The 12,678-nt window shown below is 39.9% G+C and carries 15 protein-coding genes; all 15 read left to right on the top strand.

What is annotated here, in order from left to right; all coding sequences use genetic code 11:
• Positions 1 to 69 precede the first annotated feature (69 nt).
• Positions 70 to 1,035 carry a stage III sporulation protein AA gene (gene spoIIIAA, locus BR73_RS0120510; protein ID WP_033167789.1) on the top strand — a complete coding sequence of 322 codons (966 nt, stop codon included), beginning with the start codon at positions 70 to 72 and terminating at the stop codon, positions 1,033 to 1,035.
• 147 nt (positions 1,036 to 1,182) lie between these two features.
• Positions 1,183 to 1,713: a stage III sporulation protein AB gene (locus tag BR73_RS0120505; RefSeq protein WP_033167788.1), complete on the top strand. Its 531-nt coding sequence runs from the start codon at positions 1,183 to 1,185 to the stop codon at positions 1,711 to 1,713.
• Positions 1,714 to 1,831: 118 nt separating this feature from the next.
• Positions 1,832 to 2,026 carry a stage III sporulation protein AC gene (gene spoIIIAC / locus BR73_RS0120500; protein WP_033167787.1) on the top strand — a complete coding sequence of 65 codons (195 nt, stop codon included), beginning with the start codon at positions 1,832 to 1,834 and terminating at the stop codon, positions 2,024 to 2,026.
• Positions 2,027 to 2,041: 15 nt separating this feature from the next.
• Complete coding sequence (locus BR73_RS0120495; protein WP_033167786.1) at positions 2,042 to 2,425, top strand: SpoIIIAC/SpoIIIAD family protein; 384 nt, start codon at positions 2,042 to 2,044, stop codon at positions 2,423 to 2,425.
• A 33-nt stretch (positions 2,426 to 2,458) separates the two neighbouring features.
• A complete protein-coding gene (locus BR73_RS0120490) occupies positions 2,459 to 3,616 on the top strand; it encodes a stage III sporulation protein AE (protein ID WP_051685447.1) in 1,158 nt (385 codons plus the stop codon).
• Positions 3,617 to 3,667: 51 nt separating this feature from the next.
• Positions 3,668 to 4,306 (top strand): stage III sporulation protein AF, encoded by a 639-nt coding sequence (locus tag BR73_RS0120485; protein ID WP_033167785.1) that lies wholly within the window; start codon positions 3,668 to 3,670, stop codon positions 4,304 to 4,306.
• Between the two features lie 160 nt (positions 4,307 to 4,466).
• The gene (locus tag BR73_RS0120480; protein WP_033167784.1) at positions 4,467 to 5,066 is read left to right on the top strand and encodes a hypothetical protein; all 600 of its coding nucleotides are present in this window, start codon (positions 4,467 to 4,469) and stop codon (positions 5,064 to 5,066) included.
• 21 nt (positions 5,067 to 5,087) lie between these two features.
• Positions 5,088 to 5,915, top strand: coding sequence for a SpoIIIAH-like family protein (locus tag BR73_RS0120475; protein ID WP_033167783.1), 828 nt, complete (start codon positions 5,088 to 5,090; stop codon positions 5,913 to 5,915).
• 228 nt (positions 5,916 to 6,143) lie between these two features.
• Positions 6,144 to 6,530, top strand: coding sequence for an Asp23/Gls24 family envelope stress response protein (locus BR73_RS0120470; RefSeq protein ID WP_033167782.1), 387 nt, complete (start codon positions 6,144 to 6,146; stop codon positions 6,528 to 6,530).
• 96 nt (positions 6,531 to 6,626) lie between these two features.
• On the top strand, positions 6,627 to 7,031 hold the full coding sequence (gene nusB, locus BR73_RS0120465) for a transcription antitermination factor NusB (RefSeq protein ID WP_033167781.1): 405 nt from the start codon (positions 6,627 to 6,629) through the stop codon (positions 7,029 to 7,031).
• Between the two features lie 79 nt (positions 7,032 to 7,110).
• Positions 7,111 to 8,346 carry an exodeoxyribonuclease VII large subunit gene (gene xseA, locus BR73_RS0120460; RefSeq protein ID WP_347463480.1) on the top strand — a complete coding sequence of 412 codons (1,236 nt, stop codon included), beginning with the start codon at positions 7,111 to 7,113 and terminating at the stop codon, positions 8,344 to 8,346.
• A gap of 138 nt (positions 8,347 to 8,484) precedes the next feature.
• Complete coding sequence (xseB, locus tag BR73_RS0120455; RefSeq protein ID WP_347463479.1) at positions 8,485 to 8,769, top strand: exodeoxyribonuclease VII small subunit; 285 nt, start codon at positions 8,485 to 8,487, stop codon at positions 8,767 to 8,769.
• 44 nt (positions 8,770 to 8,813) lie between these two features.
• The gene (locus tag BR73_RS0120450; RefSeq protein WP_033167779.1) at positions 8,814 to 9,728 is read left to right on the top strand and encodes a polyprenyl synthetase family protein; all 915 of its coding nucleotides are present in this window, start codon (positions 8,814 to 8,816) and stop codon (positions 9,726 to 9,728) included.
• Positions 9,729 to 9,761: 33 nt separating this feature from the next.
• Positions 9,762 to 11,672, top strand: coding sequence for a 1-deoxy-D-xylulose-5-phosphate synthase (dxs, locus tag BR73_RS0120445; RefSeq protein WP_081848813.1), 1,911 nt, complete (start codon positions 9,762 to 9,764; stop codon positions 11,670 to 11,672).
• Between the two features lie 156 nt (positions 11,673 to 11,828).
• Positions 11,829 to 12,644: a TlyA family RNA methyltransferase gene (locus BR73_RS0120440; RefSeq protein WP_033167778.1), complete on the top strand. Its 816-nt coding sequence runs from the start codon at positions 11,829 to 11,831 to the stop codon at positions 12,642 to 12,644.
• The last annotated feature ends 34 nt before the right edge of the window (positions 12,645 to 12,678 follow it).

Here is a 12,678-nt window from a genome sequence, read left to right as displayed (position 1 = left end):
ATATTGTTTTAAGGAGGAGGACGAGTACCTGAAAGTTTATAGTATTATCTTACAGGGAAAAAGAATGCAATGAATAAAAAAGAAGAGCTGTTAAAAATCTTTTCCATTAAGCTTCGGAACATTTTGGCAAAAGCTGATCTGGAATATGAGCTGCTTCAGGAAATCAGGCTTCGTGTGAATGCTCCGCTTTTGGTGGTGTACGGTAATACGGAATATTTCCTGAATGAGCAGTCAGAGCTGTCTCTTTCGGGGGATAACAGTTACATACTTACCAGAAATGAACTGAAGGAGACCATGGAATATATCAGTAATTACTCCCTCTATGCTTTTGAAGAGGAATTAAAGCAGGGGTTTATAACCATAACCGGAGGGCATAGAGTCGGAATTGCAGGGAAAGCAGTCCTGGAGGAAAACCGTATTAAAAGCATCAAGCATATTTCTTTTATTAATATCCGTCTTTCCCACCAGATAAAGGGCTGTGGCGAGAAGGTTATTCCCTTGCTTATGGAGGAGGGAAACTGCTGTCATACCCTGATAATATCGCCTCCTTGCTGTGGTAAGACTACCTTACTGAGAGATATCATACGATTGATTTCAGATGGTTTCGAGGGAAGGGAGGGACTGACGGTAGGCGTGGTAGATGAAAGATCTGAAATAGGAGCCTGTTATATGGGAGTGCCTCAGAACGATCTTGGTATTCGCACTGATGTACTTGACTGCTGTCCCAAAGCGAAGGGAATGCTTATGCTCATAAGGGCCATGTCACCCAGAGTGATTGCAGTGGATGAAGTCGGTTCTGCAGAAGATATTGAAGCCATTGAGTATGTAATAAACTGCGGCTGTAAACTGATTGCTACGGTGCATGGTAATTCCATGGAGGATATTAAGAATAAACCTTTACTGAAAAAACTTATTGAGAACAAATTATTTGAACGGTATATACTTCTCAGCAATAAAGGCAGTGTGGGACATCTGGAAGAGGTCTATGACAAAAATGGCAGACCGATTTATACCTGCGATTTACTGACAAAGTAAGTAGGGAGAATATGAGTGAAAAAATATTTTCACTCCCCTTGATTATACGCGTGCAGAGAGCACGCAGATGGGAGCCATGAGTGAAAGAAAAGCATTTTCACTCCCCTTGATTTTACGCATGCTAAAGCATGCAGATGGGAGCCAACAATGATTATAACCTTTATTAAGATTCTTGGCTGTGTTCTGATACTTTCTTCTTCAACAGGAATGGGATTGTATTTCAGCAGTGAGTTAAAGGGAAGAATCCAGGATTTGAAAGAATTAAGAAGAATCGTAACCCTGCTCCGCGGTGACATAAGGTATGCTAACTCACCGCTGCCGGAAGCAGTACAAGCTCTGTCAGTCAGACATGATGGCAGATATAAGAAATTTCTTACCATGGCAGCGGAAAAACTGAGTGAATATGGCGGGGTTTCCTTTTGTGAAATATGGAAGGAAGCTGTAACGAAGGGGCTTGAGAACACCTCCCTTAGTAAAAAAGATCTGCAGAATTTATCCGGCTTCGGTGAAAATCTGGGATATCTTGATAAAGAGATGCAGCTGAATACCATTGATCTATATCTGTCTCAGATTGAAGAGGAGATTAAAGAACTCTCAAAAGGTGTGAAGGAAAAAACCTATATGTATAACACTCTTGGTATTCTGGGGGGGATTTTTATAACGATTATTATGCTTTAATTCTTGAGTAATCAACTACGTATTAATGGATAGAGGAGATGAAAAACAAAAAGTTGTTAGGGATGTTTTTCAAATTTCTGAAATATACGTGTGCCACGACACACAGATGGGAGTTAACATGGACATCAACCTGATATTTAAAATCGCTGCGGTAGGTATTCTGGTTTCAGTCTTAAATCAGATACTAAAGCAATCGGGAAGGGATGAACAGGCTTTTCTAACCACCCTGGCAGGTCTTATCCTGGTTTTGTTCTGGATTGTGCCTTATATCTCTGACTTGTTTAAGACCATTCAGAATCTGTTCACATTATAGGAAAGGGAGAGTGGGATGTTACAGATAGCCTTAGTTGGAATCAGTGTAGTATTGCTGGCAATTATCTTTAAGAACTATAAGTCCGAGTATTCGGTTTATATTAGTCTGGCAGGCTGTATACTGATATTCTATCTGGGAGTAAGCAGGCTGGAGCTTATTATAAGTACTATCAAAAAGATTCAAAGTTATATTAATCTGAATGATTCTTATTTGGGGATACTTATAAAAATTATTGGTATTACATACATATGTGAGTTTACATCTGACCTTTGCAAAGATTTTGGACATACTGCCGTGGCGAATCAGATAGAACTTGTGGGTAAACTGACTATACTGGCAACAGGAATGCCAATTTTACTGGCATTGCTTGATACCATCAATAAATTTCTTACCTCCTGAAGTTACTATGAGGTGCCCCGGTGAGGAGGGCTTATGACGAAACGTAAGAAAGATGGACTTTTAAAAAAAGTACTTATATATATAGCGTTTATGGTGTTGCTGCAGTTTCCAATGGTGGCATCTGCTGCGGAAAAAGATGAGACCTCAGGACTTAATCAGAAGGATATTGACTATACCCAGATACAGTCAGTAATCGACCAGGCACTATCGGAAGATAATAACTTTGATTTTATGGAGTATGTTACGGATTTGATTTCCGGGAAAAGAACCTTTTCCATTACGGGGATATTGGATGATCTGAAAGAGGTAGTATCAGGGGAGGTCAAATCAAATCTGAGTACCTTTACAGGCTTGATATCCATTGCGGTTATAGCAGCGGTGTTTACGAATTTTTCATATGCTTTTCAGAATATGCAGGTGGCAGAAACCGGATTTTATGTGGCATACCTGTTGTTGTTCTCTGTGTTGACCGGCTCGTTTATTACGGCTTCTACAATGGCAGCACAAACCATCTCTTCCCTGCTGGACTTTATGAAAGCGATGGTTCCGGCGTATTTTATGGCAGTTGCCTTCAGTACCGGAGCAGGCACTTCCATGGTGTATTATCAGACAACTTTAGTATTGATAACTTTTGTAAATGTTTTATTGGTAAAGATAATTATTCCCCTGATTAACATATATCTGGTAGTTACAATGGCAAATAATCTATCTAAAGAAGACATGCTGTCAAAATTTACGGAACTGCTGGAAACTATAATAAACTGGGGGTTAAAAACACTCTTAGGAGTCGTTATAGGATTTAATACAGTACAGGGGCTCATAACGCCTGTATCGGATAAGATTAAGAAATCCATGGTGTTAAAGGCGGCTGAATCCATACCCGGAGTAGGTGATATATTCAGTGGTGCGGCAGAAAGTGTTATCGGAGCAGGAATCCTGCTAAAGAATGCAATCGGAGTGGCGGGAGTAGTGGTCATCGTATCTCTTTGCACAGTGCCGGTTATTAAACTGGCTGTTATGACTTTGATTTATAAGGTTAGCAGTGCTGCGGTCCAGCCAATATCGGACAAGCGTATGCTTAAGTGCATCTCTGCTTCGGCAGATGCCTGTCTGCTGCTGTTACAGACGGTTTTAGTAGGAGCAATCCTTTTTGTAATAACAATTACAATCGTTGCAGCTACCACTACATAGTTTCCTGGAAACATATTTAAGTATGGCCTGAAAGGTGGAAAGGAGGTAAGTGTGGATTTTATATATTCCTGGATTAAGGATATTGTCATATTTATGGTTCTGATCAGTGTGATTACCAATCTTATGGGGAAGAGTTCCTACAAAAAATATATTAACCTCATCTCCGGTATTATCCTTGTAATCCTGGTGATATCACCTTTACTTAAGATATTTCAGCTGGATAATACCCTTGACTATTATTTTACAACCAATTCTTTAACCGCCCAGGCCGGAGAGGTACAGGATATCAATGAAAAATTCGGAGAAATTGAAGGCAGCAGGCAGGAGGAGATTCTTACGCAGGTGAAGGCAAAGATAACGGATAAAATAAATGAACTGTTAGATGAAGAAGATGTGGAAACAGAAAGTATTGAAATCATACTGGAGGAGGATGCGGCTTCCAGCAGCTACGGCAGCCTGAAAGGTCTTAAGGTAAAGGGGGTGTACAAGTCAGCTGTTAACAAAGCAAAGGAAAAGGAGACAATTAAAATTGACCGCGTGGAGATAAATGAAATAAATGTAAAAAAGGACAATACATCAACAGAGGCTGTTATGGATTTTATAAGTCCTGTTGAAATCAAAGCAAAAAAAATTCTGTCAGACTTCTATAATTTAGATGCTGATAATATAAATATTAGTATACGGGAGTAGTGACTCACAGCTTATCTCCTTTTATACTAAGGCTGCTTTTAATACAGTAACAGAGCAGTGAGATTATGATAAGGTACCAGTAAACATGCACCCAGATGGGAGCCACCCCTAATAAAGCACTTCCGCAAAAATCAGCTTGCGGTATGCCGGGAGCCGGAGTATGGAAAAAGAAAAGAAAAAAATCACATTGAAGGAAATAGGACCTGCAAGGCTTGTAATGTTACTGATGGCAGGAATATTTCTGGTGTTATTATCAATCCCTAACCTACCTTCTTTTGATAAAAGTACAAAAAAGACTACAGAAAACAGTGGGACTGCCGTTGTTAATACGGTAACGGCTGGCACCAAAGATGAAACGAAACTTTATGTGACGGATCTGGAAGAGCGCCTAAAGAATGTGTTGATGAAGGTTGAAGGTATCGGCGCAGTGGAAGTGATGATTACACTAAAGGGCTCCAAAGAAGAAATTATCTTAAAGGACGAGGCAAATACCAATGAAAGCGTGAATGAAGCAGACGGGGAGGGCGGAAGCAGGAATAGTACTAAAACAGATCAAAATGATACCACCATTATGGTGGAAGGCAGTGATGGAGTAGCAAGACCTTATATACTAAAGGAAATTGAGCCTGAACTGGAAGGAATACTTATAATTGCCCAGGGAGGCGGCAGCGCAGTAATTCAAAGTGAAATAATCGAAGCTGTACAGGTATTATTTGGCGTTCCGTCACATAAAGTTAAAGTAATGAAAATGAATTCATAAAGATTCTTCAAGGAGGTTAGCATGAAAAATTTATTCAGGAAAAATAATATCATAATTGCGGCACTGGCAATCATGATAATAATTGCAGGGTATCTGAATTTTAGCAGTAACAATGATGATTCCTTTAATCTAAGTGATACCAATGATTATGACACAACAGAAGCAACTATGGGAGATGACATATCCGACAGCGATTTCCTTTCACTGGATGATCAGGGAAACTTACTATCCGATTCAGCACTTGATTTATCAGATGAAGACACTCAGACAGCCGATGATGCAACAGTGGATGAAGCAAAAGCAGAGGATACTGCAAAGGCTGATGATGCAACTGCTGAAGATTCAAAAGAAACAGCTGACAGCAAAGATGACACCAAAGTTTCTGATACTGCCAAAGCAGACAGCAATACAGAAGAAACCGCTGATGCAAAAGGCGACAAGGAAGAAACCAGCACTCCCGGAGAAGCAGTTCTTGTAAGTACGATTACTTCCTCTGACTTTTTCTCTGCAACCAAAATAAAGAGAGAGAATACCAGATCTGAGAATTATGAAACCTGTATGGATATTATTAAAGCAGAGAATTTATCAGAAGAAAATAAGCAGGTTGCTGTAAATGAATTAATGGAAATCGAAAGAATCAGAGACATTGAAACAGCTTCAGAGATTATGCTGGAAGCAAAAGGTTTCAGTGATACCTTAGTATACATGCAGGATAAGAGAGTAGATGTCGTTGTAAATGCTGAGAAAATAACAGAACAGGATCTGGCTCAGATTATGGATGTTGTTAAATCCCAGACCAAGATGAAAGCAAGTCAGATTTTTGTTAACCCGGCAATTGCAAATGAATAATAGTTACGGAATAATGACTACATAAAAGAAAGGGCTGTTTATCTGAAAAGATAAGCAGCTTTTTTCATTTCGTTTAACTTGCTGAATGAAGTTTTTGGTAAGGGCAATAATATTGTAAAGGTAAAAAGATGCATAAAAGGATTTGCAAATAGGCATATTTTTGGTATAATAGCTTATAGGGATAGTTTGTATAAGAGGCTTATGCCTTAGACTTAGGAGGTAATAAAGTTGGTAAAAGAAGAAAATAGAAACACTTATCAAATACATGCTGACAGCAATGTCGGTGAAGTTCAGATAGCAGATGAAGTAGTTGCCACTATAGCTGCACTTGCTGCAACCGAAGTAGAAGGAGTCGCTTCCATGAGTGGTAATACCACCAGGGAACTGGTAAGCAAGCTGGGCATGAAAGGCTATTCCAAGGGAGTAAAGATCGATGTCAGCGCAGATTCTGTAGCAGTTGATTTGTCCCTGGCACTAAATTACGGATATAGCATACCTCAGACATCCAGACAGGTACAGGAGAAAGTAAAGTCCGCCATTGAGAATATGACAGGCTTATCCGTATCAGAAGTGAATGTAAGAATATCCGACGTTAATATCGATAAGAATAAATAATACAAAATAATAGTATGAATCCTATGCAGCCCTTAGATATATCCTATTTAAGGGTTGTTTATGCGTTAATGTGCAGTGAAGAAAGGTTGGTTACAGATGAATAGAAGAGAAATAAGGGAGCATTTGTTCCGAATGCTGTTCCGTAAGGATTTCCACGAGGAAAATGAAATGACGGAGCAGATAGATTTGTATTTTGAATCCTTAGAAGAACCTAAGGAGGAGGATCTGATATATTTAAAAGAGCGATTCGGAAAAATACTTCTCAAACTGCCGGAAATAGATGTATTACTGAGTGAAATCTCCAGCGGATGGAAATTAAGCCGTATGGGTAAGGTGGATCTTACGATATTAAGACTTGCAGTGTTTGAAATTAAGTTTGATGATGATGTACCAACCAAGGTTGCCATTAATGAAGCAGTAGAGATTGCCAAACTCTTTGGCGGAGATTCCTCAGGAGCCTTTGTAAACGGAGTGCTGGCTAAGTTGGCCAAAGAACTGTAAAGCAGATCCATAAATAGCTACAGGTGTATCTGTTTTCTGCATATCAAATAGCATAGCTATTTGGTATTCAGGAAGTACTATGGCACAGATAGGAGATATTATGAGCAATATCTATACCATAACCCAGGTAAATACCTATATTAAGAACCTCTTTATCAAAGACTACAATCTAAGCAATATCTATGTAAAAGGTGAGGTCTCCAATTGTAAATACCACAGCTCGGGGCATATCTACTTTACTTTAAAGGACACGGGAGGACAAATGGCCTGTGTTATGTTTGCCGGACAGAGAGGCGGACTTGCCTTTATCTTAAAAGAAGGTCAGAGCGTTATAGTCTTAGGTCAGGTAAGCGTCTATGAAAGAGATGGAAAATATCAGCTTTATGCGAAGGAAATAATTGAAGAAGGACTGGGTCTCCTCTATCAAAAGTATGAACAATTAAAAGCGATGCTTGATAAGGAAGGATTGTTTCTGGCAGAACATAAGAAACAGATTCCTGCTTATCCGAAAGCCATAGGAATTGTTACAGCCAGAACGGGAGCTGCCATACAGGACATTATAAACATAGCCGGAAGACGTAATCCATATGTTCAGCTGTATCTCTATCCTGCGCAGGTTCAGGGAGAAGGAGCAGCCAGAACAATTGCAGCAGGTATTAAGGCCTTGGAAAAGAAAGGTGTAGATACAATTATTGTCGGCCGCGGCGGTGGTTCCATTGAAGACTTATGGGCCTTTAATGAAGAAGTTGTGGCAAGAGCCATCTATCAATGCAGTGTACCCATAATATCTGCTGTTGGTCATGAAACAGATATAACGATTGCGGATTTTGTTTCGGATTTAAGGGCACCAACACCTTCTGCGGCAGCAGAACTTGCTGTACCGGATTTGCGGGTTTTATTAAATGAAATGGATAAGCTCAAGAATACTCTTAACAGGAGTATGGGGATGAAGGTATCTCTTTACCGCAAGGAGCTGGAAAGCCTTAATATAAGACTGGAGCATTTAAGTCCCATATATCAGATCAGGCAGAAGCGGCAGCAGCTTATAGACAGTGAACAAACGCTTTTGCAGCTAATTAATCGTAAAGTAACTGCCAGAAGACATATATTAGAGATTTATATAGAGAAATTAGAAGGATTATCACCTCTTAAGAAACTGAATAAAGGGTATTCCCTTGTAGTGAATAAGGATAACCGGATTGTAAACAGCATAAAGAAAACAACAGCTGGAGATGTATTAAGAATCAGTGTTACAGATGGAGATATCATTGCAGAGGTTTCTGAATTAAAAGAAGTTATGAGACCGGGTAATTGATAATCCTGTAACCTTATCATACGAAATCAATCAGTTATCAGGCCTGCGAACTATAATAACAGGTAATATAGCTGTTTTAGTAACGAAAGTCTTACATACATTAAGGAAGCGGGGGTCATTGCTTCCTTGGGAAGAGGAATGTGTGAATTAAGTATATTCCGCACGCAAAATTCTGCCTGTAGCTTTCTGCTTGCAGGTTGTGAGAAAGGCATGGTTATTAATATGAAAGAAAAAGAAAACAATCTTGAACAGTCTTTTCTTGAACTGAATGATATTATAAGGAAACTGGAATCAGAGGATATCTCTCTTGAAGATTCCTTTTCTTTATATCAGGAGGGAATGAAATTATTAAAAAGCTGTAACGAATCCATAGACAGAGTGGAAAAGCAGCTTATTGTATTAAGCGACGCCAAAGAAGAATAAAAAGAAATGCATAAAAGGGCAGAAGTGGGAGGAAAGTATAGAGAATGGAAGTATTTAGCGGAGTACGTCAGGAACATAAGGCATATATTGACCGGGTAATTAACTTATTTCTGCCTGAAGGCAATGAACCACAGAGGAAGATTTATGAGGCAATGAGTTATAGCGTACTTGCCGGAGGGAAACGTTTAAGGCCGATGTTAATGCTGTCAGCTTATAATATGTTTGAGGGTGACGACAGAGAAATCGTAGAGCCTTTTATGACAGCCATTGAGCTGATCCATACCTACTCCCTGGTACATGACGATCTGCCGGCAATGGATAATGACGAATACCGAAGAGGAAGGAAGACTACTCATGCTGTTTACGGGGAGGCCTTAGGAATACTTGCGGGAGATGCATTACTCAATTATGCTTTTGAAACAGCCTGCAGAGCTTTCCAAAAAGGAAAATATTTAGAGAGAATAGCAAGAGCAGTGTCGATACTTGGAAAGAAATCCGGAATACATGGCATGTTAGGTGGTCAGGTAGTTGATATGGAAGGTTTCTCAGAAAGACTGACCGGAGCCACAAAAGAGGAATTAAAGAGACGCCTTGACTATATGTACCAACTGAAAACCGGAGCATTACTGGAGGCTTCCCTGACGATAGGTGCTGTATTAGCCGGAGCGGCGGATGTGGAAATTGATAAGATGGAGCAGCTTGGAGGTATTATCGGCCTTGCGTTTCAGATTGAGGATGACATCCTGGATGTTACATCTACAACAGAAGTTCTGGGAAAACCGGTTCTCAGCGATGAGAAGAATAACAAATTAACCTATGTCAGCCTTCTGGGTATAGATAAAAGCCGTGAAGAAGTAGAAGCACTTACGAAAGAGGGGCTCCTTATCCTTAAAAACTTAAACTGGGACTCTGCTTTTTTGGAGGAGTTGCTGATAAGCCTTGTAAACAGGGAGTTCTAATTATTATGTTAAATATGAAAAGAAGGTGAAACAGTGGCAGGTGCGCTGGAGCTTATAAATGAAGCCAACGATATAAAGAAAATAAAACCGTCGGATTACAATATACTGGCGGAGGAAATAAGGGACTATTTAATTGAGAACATAAGTAAGACCGGGGGTCATCTGGCCTCCAATTTAGGAACCGTGGAATTGACCATGGCCCTTCACCTGTATCTGGATTTTCCAAAAGATAAACTTATATGGGATGTGGGACATCAGGCATATACCCATAAGCTTTTAACAGGCAGAAAGAATGAATTCAAAAGCCTTCGAACCTTTGAAGGCTTAAGTGGTTTTCCTAAAAGAAAAGAAAGCTGTTGTGACAGTTTTGATACCGGACACAGCTCAACCTCCATTTCTGCTGCTATGGGATTAGTACAGGCGAGGGATATAAAAGGCACAAACGAAAGAGTTGTGGCAGTAATTGGCGACGGAGCCTTATCCGGTGGTATGGCCTTTGAAGCTTTGAATAATGCTGCTGCCTTGAAATCGAATCTTACAATAATACTAAATGATAATAAGATGTCCATCTCTGAAAATGTAGGAGGGATGGCTAATTACCTTGGTAAATTGCGTACAGGGGATAAATATATTAATTTAAAGCACAAAGTAGAAAAAGCGCTTAACAATGTTCCGGGTGTGGGACATATAATCGCTGATAAAGTGAGAAAATCAAAGGACTCCATCAAACGCCTGGTGATTCCCGGTATGCTGTTTGAAGATATGGGCCTTACCTATATAGGACCGATAGACGGCCATAACCTGAGCGAGTTACAGATGGCCCTTTCCAGTGCCTCAAAAGCCAGGAAGGCGGTTATTGTACATGTGGTTACACAAAAAGGAAGAGGATATAAGCCGGCTGAGAAGAATCCCAGCCAGTTCCATGGTGTGGAAGCCTTTGATGTTAAAACCGGTAAAAATATTAAAGCTAAAAAAGGAGCTGCATACACAGAAGTATTTTCAGAGGCAGTTCTGGAACTTGGTGAGAAGCATGAGGATGTGGTCGCAATTACAGCAGCTATGCCAAGCGGCACTGGTCTAAATCAGTTCAAAAAGAAATATCCGGACCGCTTTTTTGATGTTGGGATTGCAGAAGAGCATGCGGTTACTTTTGCTGCAGGCCTTGCTTCCGGTGGTATGAAGCCGGTGGTCGCAATTTACTCCACCTTTTTACAAAGGGCTTATGATCAGATCGTGCATGATGTCTGTATTGGTTCTCTTCCTGTGATATTCGCCATAGACCGTGCCGGCCTGGTGGGAAATGACGGGGAGACACATCAGGGAATATTTGATATCTCTTATTTGACACATATTCCAAATCTAACCGTAATGGCTCCCAAAAATGGTAAAGAATTAAAGGATATGCTTGATTTTGCATATGACTTTAACGGTCCGGTTGCCATACGTTATCCAAGAGGAAAAGCATATGAAGGCTTAAAGGAATATAATGCTCCCCTTGTATATGGTAAAAGTGAGATTTTGTATAACAGTATTCAGGAGGCTGAAAGTACAGAAGCAAAAAATAAACGTATATTAATTCTTGCTGCCGGAAGTATGGTGGAGACAGGAGATGAAGTATCCAAGACTTTGATAAAAGAAGGTTTGGAAATAACATTTGTAAATATACGTTTTCTTAAACCCTTTGATATGGATATGCTGCAAGAAATGGCTGAGAACCATGGCATATGGGTGACAATGGAAGAAAATGTCCGAAGAGGCGGCATTGGTGAAATGGTGGCTGGCTATTTAGTAGATCGGGAATTAAGGGATATAAGACTGCTGAATATATCATTGCCTGACCAGTTTATTGAACAGGGAGATGTTGGTGTGCTGAAGGAAAAATTTGAGTTTGATGCAGCATCTCTGGTGAACCGTATCAGGAACTTTGTTAATAATATAGAATAATTAGAAGTAAAAATATAAAGCTGATTTAGTTATCCTATTTTGCAGGTGTGACACCGAAAACAGATGGGAGTCAGGTTGAAAAACAAATGGCTGTTTTTTCAACTACGAATTCAGGAATATCAAATCGAAGATTTGATATTCACGAAAGGGGTTAAAGTGAAAGAACGTTTAGACGTTTTATTAGTGAACAGGAATCTGGCGGAATCCAGAGAAAAGGCCAAAGCAATTATAATGGCGGGAAATGTATTTGTGGATGGGATAAGAGAGGATAAGGCTGGCTCTTCTTTTCCGGATACAGTAAATATAGAAGTAAGAGGTATGACGCTTAAATATGTCAGCCGAGGCGGTTTAAAACTTGAAAAAGCCATAGCCTCCTTCGGGTTACAGATGGAAGGCAGGGTATGTATGGATGTGGGCTCTTCTACCGGTGGTTTTACTGACTGTATGCTGCAAAATGGAGCAGTGAGGGTTTTTGCCGTAGATGTGGGCACCAATCAGTTAGCCTGGAAATTAAGGCAGGACGAAAGGGTTGTGTCCATGGAGAAGACGAATATCCGACACGTCACTGCAGAAGATATAAAAGAAGAAATGGATTTTATCTCAATAGATGTAGCCTTTATATCCCTTACGCTGGTCTTAGAGCCTGTTAGGAATCTGCTGAAGTATAATGGAGAGGTAATGTGTCTTATAAAGCCTCAATTTGAAGCAGGACGTGAAAAGGTGGGGAAAAAGGGAGTTGTCAGAGATCGGGAGGTTCACCGGGAAGTAATCATAAAAGTGATTGAATATGCAAAATCCATAGGATTTACAATCCTTAATCTGGACTATTCTCCCATTAAGGGTCCTGAGGGAAATATCGAGTATCTGCTTCATCTTAAAAAGGCTGAAAATATAGTAACTTCAGAGGATAATGAAGAACTGGGCCGGATTGATGAAATAGTAGAAAAGTCTCATAATAGTTTAAACTTGTAAATAGACCGGCTTTATGTTACAATGTCGGTATCAT

Origin of the sequence: Clostridium sp. KNHs205 (assembly GCF_000702945.1) — a bacterium.
In the GTDB taxonomy this organism is placed as follows: Bacteria; Bacillota; Clostridia; order Lachnospirales; family Lachnospiraceae; genus Anaerocolumna.
Note: the sequence above shows the minus strand (reverse complement) of the source record. Positions and strands in the feature narration are given on the sequence as shown.

Excerpts from the sequence above, each read along its gene's own strand:
- spoIIIAA (WP_033167789.1), top strand. The coding sequence starts at position 70 with ATGAATAAAAAAGAAGAGCTGTTAAAAATCTTTTCCATTAAGCTTCGG.
- BR73_RS0120505 (WP_033167788.1), top strand. The coding sequence starts at position 1,183 with ATGATTATAACCTTTATTAAGATTCTTGGCTGTGTTCTGATACTTTCT.
- spoIIIAC (WP_033167787.1), top strand. The coding sequence starts at position 1,832 with ATGGACATCAACCTGATATTTAAAATCGCTGCGGTAGGTATTCTGGTT.
- BR73_RS0120495 (WP_033167786.1), top strand. The coding sequence starts at position 2,042 with ATGTTACAGATAGCCTTAGTTGGAATCAGTGTAGTATTGCTGGCAATT.
- BR73_RS0120490 (WP_051685447.1), top strand. The coding sequence starts at position 2,459 with ATGACGAAACGTAAGAAAGATGGACTTTTAAAAAAAGTACTTATATAT.
- BR73_RS0120480 (WP_033167784.1), top strand. The coding sequence starts at position 4,467 with ATGGAAAAAGAAAAGAAAAAAATCACATTGAAGGAAATAGGACCTGCA.
- BR73_RS0120475 (WP_033167783.1), top strand. The coding sequence starts at position 5,088 with ATGAAAAATTTATTCAGGAAAAATAATATCATAATTGCGGCACTGGCA.
- nusB (WP_033167781.1), top strand. The coding sequence starts at position 6,627 with ATGAATAGAAGAGAAATAAGGGAGCATTTGTTCCGAATGCTGTTCCGT.
- xseA (WP_347463480.1), top strand. The coding sequence starts at position 7,111 with ATGGCACAGATAGGAGATATTATGAGCAATATCTATACCATAACCCAG.
- xseB (WP_347463479.1), top strand. The coding sequence starts at position 8,485 with ATGTGTGAATTAAGTATATTCCGCACGCAAAATTCTGCCTGTAGCTTT.
- BR73_RS0120450 (WP_033167779.1), top strand. The coding sequence starts at position 8,814 with ATGGAAGTATTTAGCGGAGTACGTCAGGAACATAAGGCATATATTGAC.